24 protein-coding genes, 1 pseudogene and 1 riboswitch are annotated in these 26340 nt (G+C 45.0%); of the genes and pseudogenes, 3 read left to right on the forward strand and 22 right to left on the reverse strand.

The annotated features are described in order from the left end of the window. Positions 1-15 precede the first annotated feature (15 nt). The 8 genes and pseudogenes from PIL01S_RS01120 to PIL01S_RS01155 form a co-directional block, all read right to left on the reverse strand. The gene (locus PIL01S_RS01120; RefSeq protein WP_127535884.1) at positions 16-738 is read right to left on the reverse strand and encodes a methyltransferase domain-containing protein; all 723 of its coding nucleotides are present in this window, start codon (positions 736-738) and stop codon (positions 16-18) included. Further along, positions 725-1885 carry a type III polyketide synthase gene (locus PIL01S_RS01125; protein ID WP_127535885.1) on the reverse strand — a complete coding sequence of 387 codons (1161 nt, stop codon included), beginning with the start codon at positions 1883-1885 and terminating at the stop codon, positions 725-727. Before PIL01S_RS01125 ends, PIL01S_RS01120 begins: the two co-directional genes overlap by 14 nt. 207 nt (positions 1886-2092) lie before the next feature. Further along, the gene (murB, locus tag PIL01S_RS01130; RefSeq protein WP_127535886.1) at positions 2093-3016 is read right to left on the reverse strand and encodes a UDP-N-acetylmuramate dehydrogenase; all 924 of its coding nucleotides are present in this window, start codon (positions 3014-3016) and stop codon (positions 2093-2095) included. Between the two features lie 287 nt (positions 3017-3303). Then, positions 3304-4185: a carbohydrate ABC transporter permease gene (locus PIL01S_RS01135; protein ID WP_127535887.1), complete on the reverse strand. Its 882-nt coding sequence runs from the start codon at positions 4183-4185 to the stop codon at positions 3304-3306. A 15-nt stretch (positions 4186-4200) separates the two neighbouring features. Beyond that, positions 4201-5091, reverse strand: coding sequence for a carbohydrate ABC transporter permease (locus PIL01S_RS01140; protein WP_127535888.1), 891 nt, complete (start codon positions 5089-5091; stop codon positions 4201-4203). A 48-nt stretch (positions 5092-5139) separates the two neighbouring features. Next, a complete protein-coding gene (locus PIL01S_RS01145) occupies positions 5140-6414 on the reverse strand; it encodes an ABC transporter substrate-binding protein (protein ID WP_246058057.1) in 1275 nt (424 codons plus the stop codon). 86 nt (positions 6415-6500) lie between these two features. After that, a complete protein-coding gene (locus tag PIL01S_RS01150; protein ID WP_127535889.1) occupies positions 6501-7379 on the reverse strand; it encodes an AraC family transcriptional regulator in 879 nt (292 codons plus the stop codon). Between the two features lie 211 nt (positions 7380-7590). Beyond that, positions 7591-8609 (reverse strand): annotated as a pseudogene (locus PIL01S_RS01155) (Gfo/Idh/MocA family oxidoreductase). A 182-nt stretch (positions 8610-8791) separates the two neighbouring features. On the opposite strand from PIL01S_RS01155, the gene PIL01S_RS01160 reads away from it, so the two are divergent. Both PIL01S_RS01160 and PIL01S_RS01165 read left to right on the forward strand, forming a co-directional pair. Further along, the gene (locus PIL01S_RS01160) at positions 8792-9661 is read left to right on the forward strand and encodes a MurR/RpiR family transcriptional regulator (RefSeq protein ID WP_127535890.1); all 870 of its coding nucleotides are present in this window, start codon (positions 8792-8794) and stop codon (positions 9659-9661) included. 31 nt (positions 9662-9692) lie between these two features. Continuing rightward, entirely contained in the window at positions 9693-10118 is a 426-nt protein-coding gene (locus tag PIL01S_RS01165) for a MaoC family dehydratase (RefSeq protein WP_127535891.1), read from the forward strand. Positions 10119-10454: 336 nt separating this feature from the next. Here PIL01S_RS01165 and PIL01S_RS01170 read toward each other — a convergent pair whose 3' ends face one another. From PIL01S_RS01170 to PIL01S_RS01225, 12 genes are all read right to left on the reverse strand, one after another. Continuing rightward, positions 10455-12221, reverse strand: a complete 1767-nt coding sequence (locus PIL01S_RS01170) for a glycoside hydrolase family 2 protein (RefSeq protein ID WP_127535892.1) — start codon at positions 12219-12221, stop codon at positions 10455-10457. Positions 12222-12310: 89 nt separating this feature from the next. Further along, the gene (locus tag PIL01S_RS01175; RefSeq protein ID WP_127535893.1) at positions 12311-13117 is read right to left on the reverse strand and encodes a carbohydrate ABC transporter permease; all 807 of its coding nucleotides are present in this window, start codon (positions 13115-13117) and stop codon (positions 12311-12313) included. Continuing rightward, the gene (locus PIL01S_RS01180; RefSeq protein ID WP_127535894.1) at positions 13117-14007 is read right to left on the reverse strand and encodes a carbohydrate ABC transporter permease; all 891 of its coding nucleotides are present in this window, start codon (positions 14005-14007) and stop codon (positions 13117-13119) included. The genes PIL01S_RS01175 and PIL01S_RS01180 overlap by 1 nt, the downstream gene beginning before the upstream one ends. A 78-nt stretch (positions 14008-14085) precedes the next feature. Further along, positions 14086-15378 (reverse strand): ABC transporter substrate-binding protein, encoded by a 1293-nt coding sequence (locus PIL01S_RS01185; RefSeq protein ID WP_127535895.1) that lies wholly within the window; start codon positions 15376-15378, stop codon positions 14086-14088. A 188-nt stretch (positions 15379-15566) separates the two neighbouring features. After that, entirely contained in the window at positions 15567-16508 is a 942-nt protein-coding gene (locus tag PIL01S_RS01190; RefSeq protein ID WP_127535896.1) for an ArsR/SmtB family transcription factor, read from the reverse strand. Positions 16509-16787: 279 nt separating this feature from the next. Next, a complete protein-coding gene (locus tag PIL01S_RS01195; RefSeq protein WP_127535897.1) occupies positions 16788-18125 on the reverse strand; it encodes a DEAD/DEAH box helicase in 1338 nt (445 codons plus the stop codon). Between the two features lie 109 nt (positions 18126-18234). Then, on the reverse strand, positions 18235-18549 hold the full coding sequence (locus tag PIL01S_RS01200; RefSeq protein WP_127535898.1) for a DMT family transporter: 315 nt from the start codon (positions 18547-18549) through the stop codon (positions 18235-18237). Continuing rightward, entirely contained in the window at positions 18546-18887 is a 342-nt protein-coding gene (locus tag PIL01S_RS01205) for a DMT family transporter (RefSeq protein WP_095358261.1), read from the reverse strand. Before PIL01S_RS01205 ends, PIL01S_RS01200 begins: the two co-directional genes overlap by 4 nt. 105 nt (positions 18888-18992) lie before the next feature. Further along, positions 18993-19091, reverse strand: a riboswitch (guanidine-I (ykkC/yxkD leader). Positions 19092-19142: 51 nt separating this feature from the next. After that, positions 19143-19775, reverse strand: coding sequence for a pentapeptide repeat-containing protein (locus PIL01S_RS01210; RefSeq protein ID WP_127535899.1), 633 nt, complete (start codon positions 19773-19775; stop codon positions 19143-19145). Between the two features lie 154 nt (positions 19776-19929). Then, the gene (locus tag PIL01S_RS01215; RefSeq protein WP_127535900.1) at positions 19930-21096 is read right to left on the reverse strand and encodes an MFS transporter; all 1167 of its coding nucleotides are present in this window, start codon (positions 21094-21096) and stop codon (positions 19930-19932) included. A gap of 86 nt (positions 21097-21182) precedes the next feature. Further along, a complete protein-coding gene (locus PIL01S_RS01220) occupies positions 21183-22169 on the reverse strand; it encodes an aldo/keto reductase (protein WP_127535901.1) in 987 nt (328 codons plus the stop codon). A 258-nt stretch (positions 22170-22427) separates the two neighbouring features. Continuing rightward, a complete protein-coding gene (locus PIL01S_RS01225; RefSeq protein ID WP_164764172.1) occupies positions 22428-23414 on the reverse strand; it encodes an aldo/keto reductase in 987 nt (328 codons plus the stop codon). Between the two features lie 233 nt (positions 23415-23647). On the opposite strand from PIL01S_RS01225, the gene PIL01S_RS01230 reads away from it, so the two are divergent. After that, positions 23648-24565: an AraC family transcriptional regulator gene (locus PIL01S_RS01230; protein WP_127535903.1), complete on the forward strand. Its 918-nt coding sequence runs from the start codon at positions 23648-23650 to the stop codon at positions 24563-24565. A gap of 96 nt (positions 24566-24661) precedes the next feature. Here PIL01S_RS01230 and PIL01S_RS01235 read toward each other — a convergent pair whose 3' ends face one another. After that, on the reverse strand, positions 24662-25741 hold the full coding sequence (locus PIL01S_RS01235) for a threonine aldolase family protein (RefSeq protein ID WP_127535904.1): 1080 nt from the start codon (positions 25739-25741) through the stop codon (positions 24662-24664). Then, positions 25738-26160: a MarR family winged helix-turn-helix transcriptional regulator gene (locus PIL01S_RS01240; protein WP_127535905.1), complete on the reverse strand. Its 423-nt coding sequence runs from the start codon at positions 26158-26160 to the stop codon at positions 25738-25740. Before PIL01S_RS01240 ends, PIL01S_RS01235 begins: the two co-directional genes overlap by 4 nt. Positions 26161-26340: the final 180 nt, after the last annotated feature.

Consider the following 26340-nt stretch of genomic DNA (forward strand, 5'->3'; position numbering starts at 1 on the left):
ATAATGCCACCTTCATTAAACTGCCGGGTGATTCGGTATCACGACAGAGTAGCGGAACAGCGGTTTCCATTTATAGGTCATGGTGTCATGGTTCAATTGCTGTTTTAACTCCTGCCAATCCTTTGCCGTGAAGCCTTTGGCAACAGACAGCGGACCATCATGACGGATATAACGATTCCGCGAGATCATCCGGGTTGTTAGCCAGACCGCGGTATAGGATACCGGGTGGCGGTGGATATCGTTAATCACAACACCATATCTGGAGACACGCAGCATATGTGAAATGATATCAAGCAGCAGCTGTCCGTCAAAATGATGTACAAACTGCGATCCTGTAACGATATCTGCCGATACATCCGGCAGTTTCATGACATCGGCACGCTGTACATTGACCCTTGGTTCATTTTGAAAGAGCAGTCTTGCCTCTTCGCAAGCTTCCTCGGTCAGATCAACCAACGTAATCGTGAGGTCAATCCCCTTCTGTTTCGCCCAATGAAGCAGCTTCTGATTCACGTCTCCTGAGCCTGCCCCCACATCCATAATGCTCAGCTTAAGAGGTCTACCGACAGATATCCACAATTTCTCAACACCATCAAGAGTAGGGCCGGGAGCGGCAAATATTTTATTGAGCAGCCGTAAGTGCTGCAGTGCTTCACGCAATTCTTCCCCGCCCATGGAGAAATCATCCATCAATTCATCTTCCTTCGCCCGGATCGACAAGTTTCTAAAGAAGGACATGATCCTTCTCCTTCAGCGCTGGCGTATAGGACGGAACGTAAGTAAATTTCATGAGCTCGGCGGTCAGCCCAGGTCCAAAAGCCATCGCCACACCCTCCGTTACAGATTGATTACGGGCTTTCATATCCTCACGCATGGCATGAAGTACAAATAAAATGGTATTGGATGATAGGTTGCCTACGGTTCTAAGAATTTCCCTGCTGTACATCGTCTGTTCTGCTCTTAAATTCATGACTTCCTGGACAGAGTCAACGATCCCCCGTCCACCTGGATGAATAGCCCATAGTTCGGGTAAACTGTCGCTCCCGAGCAATTGATAGAGCTCGTTCTCCAAGTGAGCACCCAGCAGTTTGGGGATGCGAGGCGATAAGTACAGATCGTAACCTTGATTGCCCACCTCCCATGTCATATCCTCCGTTGAATCAGGAAGCAGAACGGAATATCCGGTTCCAAGATCGAGATAATGCCGCTGCTCGGATTCCGGTGCTCCAACGATACAAGCAGAAGCTCCGTCCCCGAAGAATGAGGCTGCAAACAGCGCCCCTCTCTCCTTAACTGGTTGAAAATGCAGGGTACAGAGTTCAACGCACACGACCAGCACTTGTGCATCAGGCCTTCCCTGGACGACATCACGAGCCATCTGAATGGCTTTTAAGCCGGCAGCACAGCCCTGGAAAATAAGCGGTAACCGGTTTACGCGGGGAGATAATCCTAAATCGCGAATAAGCATGACATCCAGACCAGGCAGATATTGTCCTGTGCAGCTGACTGTTATGATATGTGTAATCTGTTCAGGAGACATGCCCGCATCCTTCAAAGCCTTTTCGGCAGCCTCCATTCCAAGCGGGAGGGCTTCCCGTTTGTATGTATCCATTCGTTCCTGCGTGGACGGAATCTGAGAATGGTCCCCCGAAGGCAGGTAACGACAGTCCTCAAGTGTCCCAAGATAACTGGGTTCAACGGTATAGCGTGTTTCTACGCCGCACGACCTGAACACTCTTTTGGCAAACCGGGCCAAATCCTGTTGATCCTCAAGCGATGAGGCAATGAGTTCAGCAATATCGGACTGGGCAACTTCATGAACAGGCAGTGCAGTTCCCATGCCCAGGATGGCGATATCCGTATGGTTATACAAGGGTTGATTCATTTTAAACCTCCTATGGTGGATGAGTGATATCCTTTAATTAACAACACTTACCCTTAAGAGCGTCGTTGTAATCTGTCGTATCCTTTATATTCATTTATATGGTTTATGCTGACCCACATTCTCCATTCAGGTGCTCTTCTTCGGGAAAGTGTAAAAAAAGAAGCCGCCCGAAGGCGACTTATCGAAAAAGTGTGGACTTACGTCCAATTATTTATTCAATTCATCACCAATGATGACGACTTCCGTTTCCAAATTCACATTAAACTGGCTTCGCACCTTCTCCTGAATGAGCGCAATCATATCGATGTAATCCTGCGCCGTAGCATTATCCACATTCACGATGAAGCCCGAATGTTTGCGAGATACTTCGGCACCGCCGATCCGAGTCCCCTGAAGTCCGCAATCCTGAATCAATTTGCCGGCAAAGTAGCCTTCAGGACGTTTAAAGACACTTCCGCAGGAGGCATATTCCAGTGGTTGCTTGGACTCTCTGGCATAAGTAAGTTCATCCATCTTCGCCTTGATCTCTACCGGATCTCCCGGCTGCAGCTTGAACTTCACCTCGATGATGATATCCCTTTTGCCCATAAATACACTTTTGCGATAACCCAGCAGCAGCTCCTCGCTCTGCATGGTGATAATTTCGCCTGCCTCTGTCACGACAATGGCAGACTCGACCACATCGGACATCTGTCCTCCGTATGCTCCTGCATTCATATAGAGTGCGCCACCTACCGAGCCCGGAATGCCGCAGGCGAACTCGAGTCCGGTAAGACTTGCATCTAACGCCTGCCGGGATACATCAATAATTGCTGCACCGCTCTGTGCTGTCATCGTATGACCATTCACATGGACCTGATTAAGATTCTGCAGCGACATGGTAATCCCCCGAATGCCGCCATCTCTGACAATCATGTTGGAGCCGTATCCCAGTATAGTCAGCGGGATATCATGCTGAACCGCCAGCTTCACAATTTTGGCTACTTCATCTATGGTCTCGGGGAATATCAGAATATCTGCTTCCCCGCCGAGTCGCGTGTACGTATAATTTCGGATCGGTTCGGAATATCGAATGCGGTCTTCGTGAAAGTTGTCAAACAGGGTTTTGCTTAATAACTGATATGAATTCATGATTTTTCTACCACCTTGTCTTGATTGCATCGTATAGGTTATTTTACTCTGAATAGCTCCATTTTGTCGCAATTAATTCGAATTAATCATTAATTATTTTAAATAGTGGTGCAGGACCGGAAAAAGCCGCCATATGGCGACTTGGTAAATCGTTGCTTTGGCCTTACTCATTATAACTCATTTCAAGTAAGTGAGCATAATGCCTGCTGTCTTCCTTTTTTTCATTCTTATAAAAGCACAAAAAAAGGGCACTCGGCCCAGAAGTTAATCTTCTATATATAAGGTACCTATCCCTTCACAGCTCCCAACGCAACACTCCCTATAATCTGCCTAGAGAAGATTGCAAAGACGATGATGATCGGCAGGATGGAAATCGCAACTCCCAGATAGAGCAGTCCATAATCCATGCCATAATAGCCTTGAACCAGAGCCACGAGGACAGGAAGCGGGTATTTATCCAATGAGAAGAACAAAACAAGCGGTGTGAGGAAGTTGTTCCATGAGCCGATGAACGTAAATATGCCAAGTGCCGAAATGGCAGGTCCCAGAATGGGCAGCACAATCTGATTGAATGTTCGAAACTCTCCTGCACTGTCCACACGTGCCGATTCAATGATTTCGTCAGGGATACTGCTCTCCATAAATTGTTTGATAAAAAATACGTTAAAAGCATTCGCAGCCGCTGGTAAAATAATGGCCGCATAGCTGTCCAACAGCCCCAGTGTACTGAACAGCCGGTACATCCCGATCAGAGCCAGCTGCCCGGGCACCATCATCGTGGCCAGCAAAAACATGAACAGCCAGGTACGTCCCTTAAACTTGAACTTGGCAAATCCATATGCGGTTAATGAACCGATATACAGTGATAGTACAGTTGAAGTGCCGGCAATAAAAAGACTGTTCGCAAATCCGCGCCAAATGTTGATTTTGGAGGCCATGTTTAAGTAATTATCCGCTACAAATGGTCCGGGAAGGAAAGTAAAGGTGGATGCAATGGTCGCATTATTATGCGTGGAATAGATAATCATTAGATAAAACGGAACGATGCAGATCACAGCCAGACCAGTTAGGAACAAGTAAATAATAACTTTGCCGATCGTAAGTTGCTTCGTACTGGCATATTGCTGGATGGCTGCATTCGGTTGCTCAATCGATTTTGCGGTTTGCATAGTACTTCCCCCTCCCTATGAACGACTCTTCCGACTGGTCATGATGAAGGATACAACGGATAAGAGAATGATGATAACGAACAGACAGAAGGCGATAGCTGCGCCGTAACCGAAGCGTGTGCTCTGGAATGCTACATTATAGAGATACATAATACTGGTCATGGCAGCACGGTCCGGTCCACCATTTCCATTGGTGAGCGTGAACGGCTGGTCGAAAATCTGAATGCCTCCAATAATGGAGGTAATCATCTGAAACAGAATGATCGGTCGCAGCATTGGAACGATAATATGAATGAAAATGTGCTTCTTCTTCGCCCCATCCATCTGGGCCGCTTCCTGTAGAGCCGGGTCTATTCCCTGAAGCCCCGCAAGGTAAATGACCATTGAATATCCGAAATATTGAAAGAACAGAATAGCTGACACAATGAGTCTCATAAACCACGGATCATTCTTCCAGTTGATCGGATCATCAATTAGCCCAATCTGCACCAGGAAGTGATTCAGACCGCCAGACTGCCAATCGAAGATCAGACTGACAAGCAATCCAAGTGATGCTGCTGTAACGATATTCGGGAAAAAATATACGGCTCTGAAGAAATCTCTTCCCTTAAGCAGCTTGTCGTTCAGGATAAAAGCAAGAACAAGAGAGACGGTAAGCTGCGGGACGACAGATACCCCCCAGATAAACAACGTGTTGAACAGCGTTTTATAGAACAGCGGATCTTGCAAAACAGCAATATAGTTTCCGATCCCAACGAATTCAGGGGTCGTAATGCCATCAAAGTTGGTAAAACTGATATATAGGGAATATAGAATAGGATAGAGTCCAAAAATAGCGAAAATGATAAAGAATGGGGCGATAAAATAATAGCCATAGTGGTCTTTGCGGATCGATTTGGCAAACATGATGTGTTCCTCCAGTCATCGGATGATTAAAAGTTTCGTTCTCCTCGGCTAATCCACTTCCAGCTCAGGAAATCTCAATTTCACATCGCGTTTGATTCGCTTCACCGCTTCTTCTTTGGTCTGGATGTCATTATTGAGATACAACTGAAGGACATTTTTATAAATGTCATTATTAATAATGGAGTCATACTTTGTTCGCTCGTAGACCGGAACCTTTTTGGCTGCCTCGGAGAAAAACTCGAAATGCTTTTGCCCTCCCAAATAAGCTGAAGTAACGGCTGGTGCCAGCTGGTCATTCACGACCATGTTGCTTGTAAAATAATCCTGTTCCTTCGCCAGCTCAGACAGGAAATCATGGTCAAAGTTATAAAACTCAATAAACTTCCAAGCCGAATCCTTTTTTTCACTCTGACTGTACATCGCGATATACGTGCCTCCTGCGCTAAATGAAGACGGACCAGGTGCAAGCCCCCACAACCCTTCGGTGTCCGGCGCATTCGCCTTGAAGGTATATTGCAAAGCCCAGGTTGCACCAGGGTAGAACATCACTTCCCCTTTTTGCATCGAAGCAGCGTGCCCCGCACTTCCTTCTTCATACTCCGCAAGTACCTTGCGCTGTCGAGCTTCCCGCACAAGGTCCAGTACCTCCATATACGTTGGATCGATGATAAGCTTGCCATCCTTAACCCAAGGGATTCCATCATAGGAGTTGGATATGGCATTCCAGTTTGCCAGTGCATGTACTTTATTTCCGCTCTCCTGCTGCACCCTCTCTCCAATCTCAAATATGTCTTCCCATGTACCAATCTGCTCGCCCACTTTCACGGGGTCGTCCGTTCCCAAATATTCTTTGGCCAAATCCCTGCGATAATAGATGCCTCCTGGTGTCCCCTGATACCCAATGGCGCGAATATGGCCTTCACTGTCCTTTTCATTCGCCTGCACAAATGGATATTGTTCTGGAATCAGCTCATTCGCGTTATACGGGGATGAAGACAGATTCTCCAGATAAGGTACATCAATCAGCTCTCTGATGTTTGCATTTTCAATCATAAATACATCAGGTGCTTTCGACGTGGTCTGCAGTGCGGATTTTAATTTGGTAATGTAAAAGTTTCCGGGGATATTCACGAAATTCACCTTGATGTCTGGATACTTTTCTTCGAACTTCTCAATGGCATAACCGGCCTCATCCGTAAAACTCCACACTGTAATTTCTTCCTGCTTGGATGCCTGCTCTCCCTTGGACTGACAACCGGATACGATCATCATTGCACTTACAAGTGCAATAATGGAGAGATACTTCAATTTAAATGTCTTCATGGGCCCCCTCCTTCATAAAAGGAAACGCTTACATTTTATTCGAGTATAGTGATTTTGGAGAGGGCTTTCTCCTCAAATATTGTGAATCATCCTTCATATTTTGTGATATGGGTCTGATGCTTCTTCCTGAATTCAGAAGGTGTACAGCCATTATATTTTTTGAACAGTCGGTTATAGGAGTTCACATTGTTAAATCCATGCCCGATGGCGATATTCAAAATGGAGGTCTGACTAAACAATAATGCCCATTCCGATTTGATAATACGAAAGTGGTTCAGGTACTCCATCAACGTGACTCCCTTAGTTTCCTTAAACAATTTGCATACATGAAATTTGCTGAATTTAATATGCTCAGCCACATGATCCAGCTTGACGGGTTCAGCGTAATGTTCCTCCAAATATTCACAGACCGATTCAAGGAATTCGAATCTTTTGGCTCCGTTACAAGTCTCTTTCGAAGCACATGATTCCGTGGTTGGTTCCTTGGTCCGAAGCAGGTGGACAATGAGATCGTACAGTCTTGCTACCATCAACCAGCGGTATCCCGGCTGCTTCCTTTTCTCCTCTTCGGAAATGGCCTTGATATATCGGTCCAGATTCTTCTCATTACAGATGGGAGACGGAATCATGGCCGTTTTATGAAAAAGTTCGCGGAGGTCATGGGATTCAGGATCTGCTGCCACATTTCCCGTTACCCACTCCAGCCGAAACAGGATAATGGTTAAATACTCGGTGCCTGGCAAAAAAAAGTGCACATCCCCCGGCTTGATCAGCAGAACGTCTCCTTGTACAAGCTCATAGACCTCGTTGTTCACTCCAATTCTCGCGCGTTCTCCATTCACAACGACCAATTCAACCTCTTCATGCCAGTGTGCAGCAAAATTAAACTGTTCACCCGTGTGAATTACCCGGATCGGAAACCCTTCTGTCATATGACCTGTTTCAAGAAACGTTGGAACTCCCATCAGATCACCCTTTCCATATTTTCCAATTTCCAAGCCCTAGTAATCATATTATGCATGAAGAGCAGGATTCCTTTCGAATGGAGCAGGAAAATAAATTTCACACATGAAAAAAGCCGCTCTATAGGGCGGCTAAGCATGTCTCCTCGGCAATCCTGTTTTATAGAAAAAGGTACTGATCCGTAATTTCTACCTGATCAGTACCTTTAAGTTATTACTTTAAGCCTCTTATCCCCTCTTCCAGAATACCCATCACCGTTAATGTTTCTTCATCTTTGATGACTTTATCCTTGCCGTGAATGATGGCCCCATAAATATCATCGTACACACGGGCATAATCTCCCTTTTCAGAGACGACCTTCTCTTCATGGTACACACCTTCTTCATCTATATAAGTTAGTGTGCCATATGCTGGGGCAAATCCACACCAAAATCAGCATGTCCTTTCGGTAGGTAAAATAATTTCAGATGTTCCTCCTGACGATCTTCCGTTTGTTTGACAAACACTCCTTTTTTACCATATACAACCAGGCTCGGGCGTGGTTTCAAACGGAAAAAGCTCGATTTAACGGATACCTTCAAGGTTGAATAATAAAAGTCCAGATCAAAGTAATCGTTCATTCTGCCAGCACCGAGTAATTGACGCACATCAGAATGAATCTTGTCCGGTTGACCAAAATAGGATATCACTTGATCAATCGTGTGCACTCCATGTCCGTATAGGTAACTGTTGTAAGGAGAAAACTGCGTTGTGCCGTTCGGAATTTCCGGGCGATAATAATCATAGTGCATCTCCACTTCAAGCAGATCCCCAAGCTTCCCGGATTCAATGACTTTTTGAGTTGTCAGAAAATCCGAATCATATCTTCTATTCTGATAACATTGGATGACCAGATTCTTTTCTTTGGCGTATTGAAATATGGATTCCGCTTCCTCTTTGGTTAACATGAACGGTTTCTCAACAAGCACATGTTTACCATGGTCGAGTGCCATCTTGGCATAACTATAATGAGATTCTGTATGCGTACAGATTACAACTAACTGAATCTCTTCATCATTCATCAGGCACGAAATATCATCCGTATAGTGAATCCCTGGCACCTTGTCCCAATCCGTTTTGTCCGGATTCCGGGCATAGATCGTTCTTACGTTTAAGTGTTCCCGATTCAATGAAAATGGAAGATGATAACGGTTTGTGCTTTTGCCATTGCCAATATAACCAATTGTTAACACGGTTGTTCCCCCTGCTGCTCTTTTTCTTTTATTATAGAAGAAGAGTGCGGTGCGTAAAGGTTATCCATGCATTATGGTACATTTGACCAAAGTTCAGTTACTATGGCACATTAATATTGGGCAAAATGTTCAATTAAACATCATTTTGACTCAAAAGAATGATAGAATCCGGGGTGAACCGATTGAAACTGCTGATGCAATTGTCAGAAATGCAGCATTTTACACCTAACGAACAGAGCATTGCATCTTATATTTTGAGTCAGCGGGAACGCATGCTTCACTGCAATATTCAGGAGCTTGCTCAAGTTACATATACATCGCATTCTGCCATAAACCGTCTAACGCGCAAACTTGGGATGACGGGTTACAAGGAATTTATTATTACCCTTGCCCGTGAATTCCAGCAAAGTACCCAGAATGGTTCCAACCACGTTGATGCCAATTATCCATTCGGTGTCGGTGAACCCACTCTTCAGGTAGCTGCAGAGATTGCCGATTTGATGAAAGAAACGATCTCAAAAAACGCTGCCATTCTGGACGAAGGCCTGCTCACCCAAACGGCACTGCTGCTGAACCAAGCAGATCGAATCTTCATCTATGCCTTGGGCGATTCGCAGATCCGGGCCAAAAGCTTCCAAAATAAATTGTTTAAACTCAACAAGTATGCGATCATTGCGACAGAACTTTCCGAGTGGGCGCACCATACCATCAATGTAACTTCAAAAGACTGTGCCATGTTCCTGACATATCACGGGAAGTCATTAAGCTACATCAAGGCAGCACGTCACTTCAAACGTGAAGGTATTCCGTTTGTTACAATAACAGCAACGCCCCAGAGTGAGTTGGCTAAATGGAGTACTTTATGTTTACAGGTTGCCAACGACGAGGAGAAGTTCGCCAAGATTGGAACCTTCTCTTCGCAGATTGCCCTGGAATATGTGTTAAACGTGTTGTTCTCCTGCATTTACAATATGGACTATGCCAAAAATAAACAAACGGCCACAGAGTCTCTTCAGAAATTTGCCTTGAGTGACATGATGAATGATATATAAATAAACATACGAAAAGAATGAGGTGCCCGCATTGAAATTTAGTGAATATGTTGTAGGTCAGCGCTACGAAACCAAATCGATTAAACTGTCCAAGACCGATATTATGGAGTTTGCGAAGATTTATGATCCACAGTACATGCATTTGGATGAGGAAAAGGCCAAAAAAGGACGTTTCGGCAGCCTGATTGCTTCCGGCATGCAAACGATGAACATCTCCTTCAAGCTGTGGATTGAAGTAGGCGTTTACGGAGAGAATGTTGTCGCAGGTACGGGGATGAATCATATCCAGTTTATCAAGCCTGTATTTCCGGATGATGAGCTGCGCGTAGTTGCGGAAGTGATTGAACTGCTCCCAAGACGGAGAGGCAATGGCATTGTTACCGTCCTGCTCACAACTTATAATCAAAATCATCAAAAAGTATTTCAAGCAGAATTAAGTGCATTGATTGATAATTAAAAAACTTGCAAGGGTAACAGAATCAAAATGTTGGGGATTGGCATCCAATTGTTAATGGTCTATCTTTGGTTGAAGAAGAACCGACTCCGTACGAGTCGGTTCTTCTTCACCATTTTATGCAACAGCTTAGCGTACATAAAGCCTGCTCATCGCCCCATACATATCTCCTGGTTCCAGACTGAATAATCCAACTTCATCAGCCTGCAAATTCAAATTCCCATTCCCCATTCAAACTCATCCAGTTTTGTCGCACAAATTGCGGCCTTGGGTAATCTTCACGTAACATTGTGATCTACACTCCTGTTCCCCATGAATCTGTAATGTATACTTGAGCCTTTATGCCAGATTGATTTTGCGGATGACTTCCAGCGGCACTTTCGGCTGACGGTCTTCAGTTAACAGACCATTAATCTCCTGCTGCACATCTGTGACCTGTGTATAACAATAGCCCGAGATATAAGGAATGGCCTTGATCGCTCCCGTGATTGAACGAAAACGTTCAACAAAGGCTTCAACGGAGTCCACCTGATTGCCATAGCCCCAGCCTTCATCCGATTGAAAGGCAATGCCCCCGAATTCACTGATGATAATGGGCTGTCCTGTATACTCGTAACCTTCCGCAAAAGCAAACTTCCATCGATTAGAGGAGATCTTGTTGTTTACAATCATCTCCTTATCCTGATAACGTTCCAAAAAGACATCTCCTGACTCCACATAATCATGGATTGTCAGAATATCCGATACCGTATGCTCCCATCCGTCATTGGTAATGACCGGACGATAAGGATCAATGGCTTTGGTCAGATGATAAATGGATTGCGTAAACTGCTGCTGTGCCACCTCATGAGCGATTGTCGGTATTCCCCATGATTCATTAAACGGAACCCAGGTGATCACACTTGGATGATTATATTGTTGTGGTACAATCTCGAGCCATTCCTTGGTGAAACGGCTAACCGCTTCATCATTGAACTCGAAGGTCGCCGCCATTTCCGACCAGACCAGCATCCCTTTTACATCACACCAATATAAAAAGCGGGGATCTTCCAGTTTCATATGTTTGCGAATGCCGTTATATCCCATCTCGGCAATTTTATCAATATCTTCGATCAGCGCTTCCACCGATGGAGGAGTCAAATGGCTTTCAGGCCAATAACCCTGATCCAGAATAAGTCGTTGATAGAGCGGAGCATTATTCAGCAGAACCTGCCCATTTTCAATCGATATTTTTCGCATGCCGAAATAGGAATGCACCCGATCGATTTCCTTCTCATTTTCGTACATAACAAACTCAATATCGTACAGATTCGGTGAATCCGGAGACCACAACGACTGTTTCCACGGGCCGCCCGCCTCATGTTTGACACTGGCCTCTACCGTCATCCAAGGTCTATCCGGAGACAAGCTGATGGTTTGCACATGCTGACCCTTCAGCTCAATCTTCGTTTCCAGACGCAAGTTGTTCCTGCCTTCAACCCCATTCAATTGAAAGTCCAAACGAATCATATGACGGTCGATATCGGGCGTCATCTTGACCGTTTCAACCCTTGCTTCACTCACATGCTCCATCCAGACATTCTTCCAAATTCCGGTGCTTTGCACATAAAAGCATTCAAAATTTTCATCTACCCAGCGCTGTTTCCCCCGAGGCTGCATTGCACTCTGACTGTCCGCTACTTCAAGAACAATATTGTTCTCCGAACCGTAAGTGATATAAGGTGTAATGTCGAAGAAAAATGCTGCATATCCCCCCTCATGCTCACCCGCAACCTTTCCATTCACCCAGCATTTGGCGCGATAATCCACCCCTTGGAAATGAAGAATAGTTCTCTTGCCCTTAACCTCTTGAGGAATGGTCACCAGCTTGCGGTACCAAACCAGTGGATGAAATGTCTCGATTCCGATTCCGCTTGCCTGAGTTTCATAGGTAAAGGGAACTTTAATTTTGAGTCCTTCCGGAAATTCAGCTTGATCATACCAATGTTCACTTTCACCTACCTGATGGTCATCAAAACTAAAATCCCATTCGCCATTCAAATTCAGCCAGTCATTACGTACAAACTGCGGTCTTGGATAATCCTTATTGTAAAATTGGGTTGTCATATCGTTTCTCCATTCTCCCTTGAGCTACATTGGGCTCGCTGGCCTGACATAGCCGTTTTATTGTTTTATGAAATTCAGACTTGCTCACATTACCCCTTAATTCCAGACATGCTGATTCCCTTGACAATCTGCTTCTCGAAAATGATAAACAAAATAATGATAGGTACCGAAGCCACTGCATTAATAACCATTGGTTTGACATAATCCTCAGAATATTGACCCATCAGCGTAGGAATACCCATTGGCAGTGTAAATAGATTTTCGTCGGTGATCGAAAGGAACGGCCACAGGAAGTTGTTCCAGGAACCGATAAACGTCAGAATGGCCATAGAAGCCATTGCCGGACGGGTGAGGGGTAACATGATGCTGGTGAATATTCTCCAGAAGCCACCCCCATCAATCTGTACACTTTCGAGCAGATCATTGGGAACACCGTCAAAGAAACTTTTGAGTACAATGACAGCTACGGGCGAAGCAAGAGCCGGAATGATGAGTCCGCTGTACGAATTCAGCAAATGAAGATCTTTTGCCACTTGATAGAGCGGAATAATGGTAGCTTCCCCCGGAATTAACAGGCCTCCAAGGATGAAAAAGAAAACAATAGTACGATAGCGAAAAGGTACCTTGGATAGCGCAAACCCCGCCATTGCTGCAAATATGACCGTAAGCACCGTTACAATCACGGCCACGAACAAGCTGTTGGCAATCCATTGAGACAATTTGGTCGTCGTTAGAATCTCTTCGTACACAGCCAAAGAATACGGAGGCTTAAACCAATCCAGAACTGTAATGATCTTCATGCCTTCTTCCTTGATTGATACAACAAGCATCCAGACCAACGGTGCCGCAAACATGACAGCCATCAATGCAGAACTTATTCGAAACAGCCACTTCATCAGCTATCCACTCCCTTCCGGTTGTTCATCCAGTATTGCAGCACGGATAACACCAGGAGTATGAAGAATAAAATATAGGACATCGTCGCGGCATAACCGAGGTTATTATTTTTAAATCCGGTTTGATAGATTAACTGGATAATCGGACGTGTCTGATCCAGCGGGCCTCCGCCTGTAATAACATAAATCTGCATGAAAACCTTGTATGAAGCAATAATTTGCAGCATCGTAATGGTTTTGGTGAGTGGGGATAGATATGGAAGGGTAATTCTCCAAAATATTTGAGAGTCACTCGCTCCATCCAATCGTGCTGCTTCATAGATCTCATCCGGTATTTCCTGAAGCGCCGACAAATACAAAATAAAGTTAAAACCTACCGTCCACCACAAAGTTACAACTGTAATGACGATCCAGGCCAGGTTTGTTTCGGTCAGCCAGAAAATTTCGGCGTTTTGGGGTAACAGGCCAATGAGATGCAGTACAGAATTGACAAACCCGGTATAAGGCTGGAATACGAACAACCCCAAATAAGCTGCGACAGCAACCGAGAGTACACTTGGAATAAAAAAGATAATCCGGTAAAACTTTTGCAAAACCGATTTTCGATTCGCAATCAGAGCCAGCACAATGGCAAGTATGATCATGGTCGGAGTACTTAGAAAAACAAAGAAGGTCGAGTGCCATATCGCTTCCCAGACTTCCCTGTCCTGAAGTACCTTGCGGAAGTTATCCAGGCCAACAAAGTCCATTTTCTTAATGAGTGTCCATTTGTAAAAGGTCATTTCAATGCCTTTAATCATCGGCCAAATGGTAAACAATACATACACAATTAGGAAGGGAAGCAGAAAGACAAGCGCCTGCATCTCCGTCCTCATTTTTTTGAACTTCATACCCGTCTCCCCTTTGATTGACACGCAAGCCAACGTTAATGCTTACACATGCGCAAGCTTGCGTGACCCGTCTTCCTTCTATTCACTCAGTATTTTCTGAATGCCTGCCTCCATGTTGTTCATGGCATCAGCCGGAGTCATTTTATTGACCCATACTTCATTCAAAAATTTAAAGGCGACTTCTTCACGGATTTGGGCAGATTTGGTTGATTTTTTGCTGAACTTAACGACACTTGCTACTTCAGAATAATCGCTGCGGTAAGGCATATCTTTAAATTCCTGTTTTTCCAGAACGGATGGTTTGGAAGGAATATGGCCGGCTTTGGCCCATACCTGGCCATTATCTGCAACCCAATCGGCGAAAATCATCGCCGCTTTACGTTTTGCTTCGTCTTCATCCTGAGTCAAAGGCAGAATAATCGTGTGAGAGTCTCCCCATGTTGCTTCCTGATCGTAAAATTTAGGTATCGGCATCGCACCAAACTCAAAATCTTTAGTGGATTCCCATGTTCCTGTCGTCCAGACACCCGTCATGGTAATTGCTGCTGTTCCGCTTTGGAAATTTTTATAAAAATCCGGATCATTTTTCTTAATGTAGCCTTCGGTATACAACTTCTGGATGTATTCGGCTGCTTGGATCCCCTTTTCTTTATCAATAGCCGCAGATTTCAGATCGTCCGATATTACATCATTTCCACCCAATTGCGAATACAATGACCACCATAGACGGAAAGGATCATCATTGTTATTGGATAGTGCAAATGGAGTAACCTTGGCTGGCAACTTTTCTTTTAATGTTTTAAGGAAACTTACAAAACCATCAGCTGATTGTTCCAACACGGGTTTTCCGTCTTCGCCGAGCAGACCAGCTTCTTTCAGCAGCTTTTTGTTGTAGAACATGATAAAAGCATGTGTATCAATGGGTACTGCATAATGCTGATCGTCTACTGTAACCGCACTCAAAAGATTTTGATTGTAGGAATTCCAATCTACCCCTGCATCTGCAGCGGGTGTATCGAGTTCAGTGACTACCCCCTGATCAATCAAATCGGGCAGCCTAGAGGAATGGGATATGCCGATGTCCGGTCCGTTGCCGTTACCCACCGCGGTGACAAGTTTGGTATAATACTCGCCCCAGGCAAGCTTGGTATTTTTCACTTCGATGTCCGGATGGGTTTTGTTGAATTCATCAACTAATGCCTGCATGTTTGCCCCATCGCCACCATCGAACAATGTCCAGAAGGACAAGCTCACTTTCCCTTCACTTGCGGCATCACCGTCGGCACCACCACTGTTTCCACTGCATGCACTTAAAACCATAGACACAGAGAGAAGTAATGTTAGTGCCAACAAGCCCACTCTTCTTTTCATGCGAGTATCCCCTTTATTCTAATATTATAGATACAAACAATATACTTGATTTATTACATTATTATTGTATCTATAGTGGGATTATAGCCACCCAATCTTTTAATGTCAACGCTTTCAATTATATTTATTGTAATTATTCAATCAAAAAAAGCCTTAGTTACAATTTATCCGCAACTAAAGCTTTCTCTTCAATCCCCATCGGGATTCATTACGTAATTTATGGTCATTTTGATGTTCTGATCGTGATCTCCAAATTCTCTGCCAAACAGGTTCATCCCACCTTGGTGAACAGCTTCTGGTTTGATGCCCACCCGCAAGCGCAATTTGTGACTATCCAGGAGGTTCAGTTGATTTAATGTAACAGGGGAAACCTTCTCCATATCAAGCGAAGTCTTCTCTTTGTCTACTCGCCATGTCTTTAGCAAACCATATTGGGTAGACCACTCATACCACCAGGCTGGATTAAGATTTCCCCTTCTGTCACCAAAGTCCCCAGGACATGTCCACATGCCAATCTCCACGCCATTAATCCAGACCGAAATATCGGAAGGCCAATTGTGATCGTAGTTAGGTGCCTCAGAACACATTTCCATAGATACTTCAAGCGATTCAATCCTTGCTCCGGACGGTAATTCCAGTGGCATCAAATATTCAACATATCCTTTTCGAAACCACATAATCTGAGCTCCAATATGCTTAGGGTGAAAGAAACTGGCAGGTTCATCCTCGCGTATAATCATTCCATCCGCATTGGCCATGCCACAGGTTGGAGATACCTCGCAATCGCTATAATGACCTATGGGCATGTCTACCTCATAGACTTGAACACCTCCTCTGGGACCTGCCTTTTCCAAATTCAGTGCAATGTGTATATCATCATAATTACGACTGCATACTTTCATCGCGCCGCGAGAAGCCGGCAGCAGCTCTGTATTAATTAATCTTGCAGCCTCCAAAATCTTGATATTGTTGGCTACGGTGGATACCGGAAGCTTAAGAGCTTCAGCAATCTCCACGATATTTAGGTTTTTGGAATTAAGGAGGCGGAGGATATCTACCCGGGAACGTGTAGATAAGGCATGAGTAACCGTTACCAGCTTCTCCGGGTCATCAAAACTAAGCTCAAGCATTGCGTAATCCACCTCATTCTAAGATTGTATTTCAATAATTTTACTTGTATGTTACCAAAGAGTCAAATTTGCTGTATTAAACCTTTTATTTTGTATTAAATGATTTTTATCGAATGCCTGCTTCAACTTCACTTCAAAAGTATTATTCACTCTAATAACCAACGCAACGCAAAAACACCTCAAAACGGTCCTCCATCTGATTCAATACGGAAGGTTTATTGAGGTGTTTGACTTGCCAACGATTCGGGGACAGTTCACCTAAGTAATTCTGCCCGTTTGTTAAATCGTTTTTTTATTCACTTTACTGCTTTTGGATTTATTTGGTTTGAAATTACTGCTTTGTGCTTTCCCCGGCTTGGTAAACCATTCGGACTTGGGTTTGCGCGCGGGGTTCTTCTTAGCCTTAGCCGGTTTATTGGTCATGGAATTGTTGGCTGCAGCCTTCGATCCCTTACTGTTTTTTATAAATACAGGAGCACTCGTCATCAGATAAGGATGATCTTTGACTTCGGGAATGCTCTTCTTGATTACCTTCTCAATATCCTTGAGGAACGGCATTTCTTCCTTATCGCAAAAAGAGATTGCCATACCACTATGCCCTGCTCTGCCTGTGCGGCCAATTCGGTGTACATAGGTCTCCGGAATATTAGGCAGGTTAAAGTTGATGACATGCGAGAGCTCTTCCACGTCAATTCCTCTTGCCGCAATATCTGTCGCTACGAGCACCCGTGTGACTCCGCTTTTGAAATTGTTCAGCGCTTTTTGTCGATCATTCTGAGACTTGTCACCATGAATGGCTTGAGCAGTCACATTTACCTTGGTCAACTCTCGTGTAACACGGTCAGCGCCGCGCTTCGTGCGGGTGAACACCAGTGCCGAAACAATGGACTTATCCTGCAAAATATGATTCAACATATGTTGTTTCTTGCCATTCTCCAATAAATACACTGACTGTTCAATTCGGTCTACCGTAGAAGACACCGGTGTAATTTCAACTTTCACAGGATCTACGAGTAACGTTTTGACCATTTTTGTGATTTCCGGAGGCATCGTAGCTGAGAAGAAAAGGGTTTGTTTCTTGCTCGGCATCTTGGAGATGATTCGCTTCACATCATGAATAAAGCCCATATCCAGCATCCGGTCAGCTTCATCTAATACCAAAATCTCAATGGATTTCAAATCAATACGTTTTTGGTTAACCAGATCCATCAATCTGCCTGGCGTGGCGATAATAATATCTGCACCTTGGCTCAGCGCACGTTCTTGCACCTTCTGTGAAACACCACCAACGATAGCGGCGCAGCGAATATCCGTATATCGGCTGTATATCTTAATGTTATCCGCAATCTGGATAGCCAGCTCTCGGGTTGGACTTAAAATCAAGGAGCGAATACGGCGTCCTTGTCTGGGACCACCTGACTTTTCGCTTAACAATTGAATGATCGGTACCGAAAATGCTGCCGTCTTCCCTGTTCCTGTTTGCGCACAGCCAAGCAAATCTCTGCCTGCCAATACGGCTGGAATCGCTTGTTCCTGAATAGGTGTTGGGTTCGTATAGTTCGCTTTGTTCAATCCTTCTAAGATTGGGGGTATAATATTCAAGTCTTTAAAGTTCATTGAGTCTCCTTCATGACGTCCATATCTATTAGATGTGTCTTGTTATCACACGTAACGAATAAGGATACCATTAAAAAGACGATCTGTATATTATCTTTTAATCCCAATGTCAGCTCACCAGTTTCAACCCAACCGCAGATCCAAGCACCATGGCAATAAACAATATTCGAAGTGCGTTTCGGGATTCTCCATAGAAAATCATGCCAAGAATCGCTCCTCCGGAAGCACCTATACCTGTCCACACGGCATACGCCGTCCCCATGGGCAGTGTTTTCATAGCCAGAGACAGCAGCCAGAAGCTCAACCCGAAACCTGCAACTAACAACAGAATGGATATCAGGTTACGGTCCTTGTTCCATTTATTAATCATCAGTACACCCATCATCTCGAATAGACCTGCCATAATAAGAAATATCCAGCTCATGAATGATGCGCCTCCTTCGTTTTCTGCTTGCTTACCATTTTCAGTCCGATTACTCCGAGCAGTAACACACCAATGAGTATCATTTTTCCAGCCTGGACTGCAGCCCCGAATAACAGGATCTCTGCCAGCACCGTACCAGCCGTACCCAATCCAACAAATACTGCGTATACCGTTCCGACATCGAGTGTACGGGAAGCCGCGATCATCAAGGAAAAGCTGACACCAATGGCGATCACCGTTGCTCCCCATTCCAACAGACCACTCGCATGCTTTAAGCCAATCACCCAACCCACTTCAAAAAGGGCTGCAATCACAACAGACAACCAGGTTTTGTTCATTTTGATCTACTCCTTTTGGTATCCAATTTCATACAACAACGATTAGGTTGTGTCTTAGAGAGCAAATAAAAAAAGCCCGGGAAACAAACTGCATTCAAGCAGTTTATCTCCCAGGCTTTTATCCCTCCGTGGCATAACCATCAGGTTATGAGCTTTCTCTCGGACCAGGCCGATCTCACTCGCGGAACCCTAGAAAGCATGTCGTATGATTTTATGTTACCTATTATACACACTTCTCCCCTTGGGGCAAGTCTTTTATGATTTGATCACAATTCCCATTAATCCGACGAAGGTCGCCGCTTGATAAGGTGAAATAACACAGCCATTCAGATCCTCCATGTTCAATACGAGCGAGTCAAATTGGCAATTGCTAAGATCCAAACCCTTTAATTTCGTACCTGTCATGAAAGCCTGATCGATATTACAATGGTCCAGCAGGATTTTTTGCAAGGCTAGATAGGCAAAGTCAGCACTAATTAATGAGCATTCAGCAAAAGCAACTTGTTTAAGGTGGGCAAATCTAAAATTGGAGTAGTCCCCCACACACTGAGCAAATTGAACGTTTTGCATTCTGCTGGTGGAAAAATCCGTGCCGACAAATTTGCAGTTGGTCCATGCGGCCCGGTGCATGATAGCACCTGAGAAATTGACGTTGGAGAAATCACAATTTTCAAAAACAACATCTGTAAATTCAAATTGTTCCAGTGAGGAATCAGAGATCGTCACATTTCTGAAAATGACATTCTCAAAGGATACTTTGAGTGCTTCCTGGTTATCCAGTGAGATCTGTTCAATAAGTTGATTCCGGTATTCCGTTTTGGACTCCAATACCTGAATGGGTTCTATGGTCATCGATTGTTCCTGAATTTTCGGGATATCTATTTTCATACGTCTTCCCCGCTCCTTTATAAGCTACGATTTGACTGGTATCCAGAAACCATTGCAATTACGCTTAAGTTGCTGCTAAATCTTTGTCTCCACAGATCACTCATGAGTTCAGAGCGGCATGAGAACGGCAGTACTATGAGGTATAGACTTTTTTCTAGAATGCTTCATCGTTCTGCATAAACGGTTTTTTCCCCAGGATGGACTTTTTCACATATACAGTAAACAGCAGTAAGGCTACAAAAACAGATAAGGCACTGACACTAAATAAAACACTATAGCTCGTATATTCCGAAACCACTCCCAGCAAAATTGCACCCAGACCGATTCCCAGATCCGTGGCCGTCGAAAAAAAGGCATTGGCAGCACCTTGACGCTCCTTGGGTGCCATACGTAGCGTTATGGCCTGAAGAGCAGGCTGTGCAGATCCAAACCCGACACCGTATAGAACAGCAGAACACAATAACCCAAACAAACTGGTTGAGAAGCTCAAGACAAGCAGTGCCGCCATGGTAATGATAAGAGCCGGCACTATCACAGACACCTCTCCGATTCGATCAGAGAGTTTTCCTGCAATTGGACGAGAAAGGGCAAGCGTTGCTGCGTAGATTAGAAAAAAAGTTCCGGAATTGACCTGTATCTCGGCTGCAAATAGCGGAACAAACGTTGTAATTCCTCCATAAGCAATAAAAAGAAAAAATATAGGAGCCATCACAGGCAAGACGGATTTCTCGAAAATTTGAATCTTCTTGTGACCTGCAGTTGGTGTAAACGGCATTTTAGCTGCAAGAGTTAATAGCAGTGCAACTACAGACAGAACAACTGCAAACAGGAACATTCCCTGATCGGATTGGCCTTGCATGATGCTTAATCCGATCATGGGACCAATCGCCATGGCGAAGGTCATGGAGGTACTGAACCACCCCATCCCTTCCCCACGACGATTAGCCGGAATCATATCAGTGACGGCAGTCATCATGGAAGTCGTCGACATTGCCCAGCTTATACCATGAATGATTCGGAGCCCCATCAGCACCAAGATGCCACCTACACAGTTATACATATACATCGATGCGATAAAAACGAGCAGCCCCCCAATCATAAATGGACGTCTGCCGAATCGATCCAGCAGTCCACCGATTAAGGGCCTGAATAGGACAGAAGATAACATCAATGCCCCCATTGCGAGGCCCACTTGCTGTTCATTGCCGCCCATCTCCTTAATAAATAGCGGCAGCGTGGGATATAGCATATAAAAGGCAGTGAATAAAAATAGCAATCCCAATGTCATCAAAATAAAGGACCTGGTCCATAAACGTTCCAACCATTCTCCACTCCTTATCAGTCAAGACCGGATTTAACGATGAAAGAAGTCGCCAGCAAGGCGACTTCTCTCATCTTCTTTTAGCTCTAACTGAGATTACCCGTCACCGGATGAGGGATATAGGCTTCCTCCAGGTAACTGATTTCTTCTGGTGTCAGCTTCACTGAAAGCGCAGATACCGCATCTTCAAGATGATGAATCTTGGTTGCACCAATAATGGGTGCGATTACTTCATCTTTTTGCAACAGCCAGGCCAGAGCAACCTGTGCTCGTGCAATCCCCCGTTTTCCAGCCACCTCAGCTACACGTTCGACCACCCGGCGATCGGCTTCAACCATTGTACTCTCATAGAACGCTTTTCCAACTGGATCAACCTCCGAACGGGGAGTCTGTTCGTTCCAATCCCGTGTCAGGCGCCCCTTGGCCAGCGGACTCCACGGAATCACACCGATCCCTTCTTCAAGGCATAGGGGCAGCATTTCACGTTCTTCTTCACGATATAACAAATTTAAATGGTTTTGCATGGAGACGAATTTCGTCCATCCGTGTCGCTCGGCAGTATGCTGTGCTTTCATGAACTGCCAAGCGTACATGGAGGAGGCACCAATGTATCTGACCTTCCCAGCCTTCACCACATCATGAAGTGCCTCCATCGTCTCTTCAATGGGCGTTGTATTATCCCATCGATGAATCTGATACAGATCCACGTAATCCGTACCCAAACGCAAGAGACTATTATCGATTTCGTTCATGATCGCTTTTCTCGACAGCCCTGCACCATTGGGTCCCGGCGTCATCCGGAAAAACAATTTCGTTGCCAGGACAATCTCATCCCGGCGGGCAAAATCCTTCAACGCACGGCCAACGATTTCTTCACTGGTTCCGTCTGAATAAATGTTCGCCGTATCGAAAAAATTAATACCCTCCTCCAGCGCTTTTTGGATAAACGGGCGGCTCTGCTCTTCATTCAGTGACCAGGGAGCCATTCCACGTTCCGGCACACCGTAACTCATACACCCAAGACACAATTTCGAAACGTCCAGACCTGTTCGTCCAAGTTTAACATATTCCATGTCTCACGCACTCCTAGCATTTTTTATTTGTCGATGAGGTAACTTTTATTTCTTCCGAACTTAACTTAAACCAATAACTAAGGTATGCCTCCTTGAAAACTGGATTTTCTTCCATTTTGATCTGGCACTCCAGTCTGTCGGTTAAGATCTGCTTCAAGCTTTTCAGTAATTCCTTGATCACTTTATTCACCCGACTTTTTTTATCAAATCACCTTTAACTTAAGGGCAGCAGATTATTCTCCCGCCATCTCAAAACTGTCACAGACCTGTTCTTCTCTCCAGTTCTTCCGTATATCGGGCACCCACCAAAGTGATCTTCGACGCTGCCTCATTAATGCTGTGTACATCTTCAGACTTGAGCTGAAGATCTGCCGAGTTCAGATTTTCTTCCAATCTGCTCAATTTGCGCGTGCCTGGAATCGGCACAATCCACGATTTCTGGGCAAGCAGCCATGCAAGCGCAACTTGGGCTGGGCTGGCTTGTAGTTCCTCTGCTTTTTCTTTAAGCAAATCAACCAATACCTGGTTCGCTTGCAACGCTTCAGGCGTAAAACGAGGTAGAATGTTACGCAGGTCGCCTTGTTCAAATGTTGTTCCCGCGTTGAAACTTCCTGTCAGGTATCCTTTACCCAGAGGGCTGAATGGGACGAAACCAATTCCAAGCTCCTCCAAAGCAGGGATCAACTCCTCTTCAGGGCGTCTCCACCAAAGGGAATATTCACTCTGTACTGCTGCAAGAGGCTGCACGGCGTGTGCACGACGGATCGTTTGCACTCCTGCCTCGGAAAGTCCCCAGTGTTTTACCTTTCCTTCCCGGATCAAATCTTGGATTGCTCCTGCTACTTCCTCGATTGGCACATCCGGATCGACCCGGTGCTGATAATACAGATCAATCGATTCAATCTGCAGACGCTGCAGCGACTCTTCCGCCACTTTGCGAATATGTTCGGGCCGACTATTCGTACCGCCCTGTTTGCCGTGCTGTATATCGAAACCAAATTTGGTGGCAATGACGACTTGGTTTCGAACGCTTCTTAGTGCTTCGCCCACAAGTTCTTCGTTGGTGTATGGACCGTATACTTCAGCGGTATCGAAGAACGTCACACCTCGTTCCACAGCTTTTTGAAGAACGGAGATCATCTCATTCTTCTCGGAAGCAGGACCATACCCGTAGCTCATTCCCATACAACCAAGGCCAATGGCCGAAACCTCCAAACCGCTGTTTCCCAATTTGCGTTTTTGCATCATTCATCATTCCTCCTCATTTGAATATCTATCATCTAAGACAATTCAAGTACTCTTACCCACACGCTCTCACTTGCTTGATTCTGTGAGCTTAATCTCATTATGCCGAAGCGTGCTCACCAAGCGGTATATCATTTATCTTAATTGATTGCCTAATCCTATCAGGGGTTCTTTTGAATTCGATGATTAAGTCGTATAATAAAACGAGGTTAGAGCCGTGAGGAGGAGTCCAAATGACTGAGGATTTATTTCAACAGAAAAGGGAACTGAGCGAGTTGGTTGAGCGTCACTCCGTACGTAACGGTGCAACGGAAACGCCGATCCCTTCCCTGTTTTTCTATCATCATACGAGTATTACTGAACCGGCATACAGAGTTTATAAGCCTGCTTTTTGTGTTATCGTGCAAGGCTTAAAGGAAGTATTGCTCGCGCAGGAGCGCTTTGAATATGGACCATCCAATTATTTGATTGCTTCCATGAATCTTCCGGTAATCGGGCAGATTATCAAGGCATCCGCTGATGCACCCTATCTAAGTATTAAGCTTGAGTTTACGAAGAATCAAATTCTGGAAGTACTGAATGAATGCAATATCCAAGTCACTTCCAAAGAAAACGCCAGACGAGCCATGTTCGTGGGACAGATGGAATCTTCCATTCAGGATGTTGTGCTTCGCCTTATCGGTTTACTGGATACTCCGGAGGAAATCCCTTTCCTTGCCCCATTGTACACAAAGGAGATTTTGTTTCGTCTTCTTCAGGGACCTTACGGAGGCGAGTTGGCCCAGATCGCGGTAGAAGGAAGCAGTACGTACCGAATTAGGGAAGCAATCGAATATATCGTTCATCACTGGGAGCAGCCTCTACGCATTGAAGATCTTGCAGAGACCGCCAGCATGAGCGTATCCTCATTTCATCGGCACTTCAAAGAGATCACGGCCATGAGCCCGCTGCAATTCCAAAAACAGCTGCGACTACAGGAAGCCCGGCGCCTTCTGATGGCTGAGTCTGGCGATGCGGCTGATGTAGCATTTCGGGTTGGCTACGAAAGTGCATCTCAGTTTAGCCGTGAATATTCACGCATGTTCGGCGCACCACCCAGAAGTGATATTAAACGATTGAAGGAAAAATACGACCTCATCTTGAGTGAATAGCTTCTCCACTGTTTCAACGAAAACTCAACAAAAAAAGGACGACAATATGTCGTCCTTTTTCAGTATATCGCAACTATCATCCTACATCTTCATAGTTTAAACCAGTACTTCAGCAAGTACCCGTGCTTCACTTGATTCTTGCATTAATCGAGCGATATCACGAGCCAGCGCATCCACATTCTCCTGCTCCGTTGCCCAACTGGTGCAAAAACGGACTGCACTATGTGTGGCGTCTACCTTTTCCCAGAATGTGAAGGTATATTGACTGCGTAATTTCTCAAGCAAAGCATCAGGCAAGATCGGAAACTGCTGATTGGTTGGTGATTCGTACAGGAAGCGGATATGCTGTTCTTCAAGCGAATCATGAATTCGCATGGCCATATCAATGGCATGACGTGAAATTTCCAGATACAATCCGTCTTCGAACAACGTTTCGAACTGAATGCCCAGCAATCTGCCTTTTGCGAGCAGACCGCCCTTCTGCTTGATCATGTAACGAAAATCAGGCTTCAGTGCATCATTCAGGATGACTACAGCTTCCCCCATCAGTGCACCGATCTTGGTTCCTCCAATATAGAACACATCACTTAAACGGGCGAGATCAGCAAGGGTCATGTCACAATCCGGGGATGCAAGTGCGTATCCGAGCCTTGCCCCATCCACAAATAACGGGAGTCCGCATTTCTTACTTGTCTCAAATAATGACTGCAATTCGGCCTTACTATACATCGTACCGTTCTCTGTTGGCTGGGATATGTAAACCATTCCTGGCTGTACGCAGTGCTCAGGAGAAGACTCACTCCTATGCGCTTCATAGACTGCCTTCACTTGGTCAGCTGTGATCTTCCCGTCTTCACTGGGAACGGTAAGTACTTTATGGCCAATTGCTTCAATTGCGCCCGTTTCGTGAACAGCGATGTGGCCCGAAGTCGCTGCAATGACACCTTGATAGGGACGAAGTATGGATGCAATGACCGTTGTGTTGGTTTGAGTGCCTCCGACCAGAAAATGCACATCAGCCTGCTCACTGTCACACGCTTGACGAATTAGAACTCTCGCCCGATCACAGTGGGGATCTGTGCCATAACCGCTCGTTTGTTCCATATTGGTCTCGATCAGTCTTTGCAGAATGCGTTCATGCGCACCTTCGTTATAATCACATTCGAATCGTATCATCGTGTTGTCTCTCCTGCTTTCTTCGTTAACTTCTCTTGTATGTTCATCATGGAAGCATAGACCTCTTGGATCTCTTCCTCATCCAGATTCTGCATTAACTTCAATATTTGCTGGTCAGACCTATCGTTTAATTCAGCGTAAAGTTCCTGACCTTTATCCGTCAGGCGAATGAGACTGACCCGGCTGTCAGCTTCCGAATTCACTTTGATGAGCAGACCTTCCTTGGACAGCTTGTTCACAATCCGGCTCATATAACTGCGATCAATGGTCAGTGTATCCACCAGATTGTTGGCAATACTTTCTCCACGAATACCAATTTCAATGATGACCCTTACCTCGGCAAACGAATACCCCGTACCAAGGATGTGCTTATCCAATACGCCAAGAATATTGGTATAAAAACGGTTGAAACGCCGCATGTCAGCCAAAATATCAGAATGTATATGCTGAGAGTCGATGCGAAACCCTCCCTTTTAGTGGACATTGTCAACATTATAATAAGTTGATTTAGTGGACGTTGTCAACATAATGATCGTGCCTGCCGAAAAATAAACCGATTGCAGCCTATTGGAGGCAAATTATACAGCAAAAAACCGCGC

The sequence above is a fragment of the Paenibacillus illinoisensis NBRC 15959 genome (assembly GCF_004000925.1).
In the GTDB taxonomy this organism is placed as follows: Bacteria; Bacillota; Bacilli; order Paenibacillales; family Paenibacillaceae; genus Paenibacillus; species Paenibacillus illinoisensis.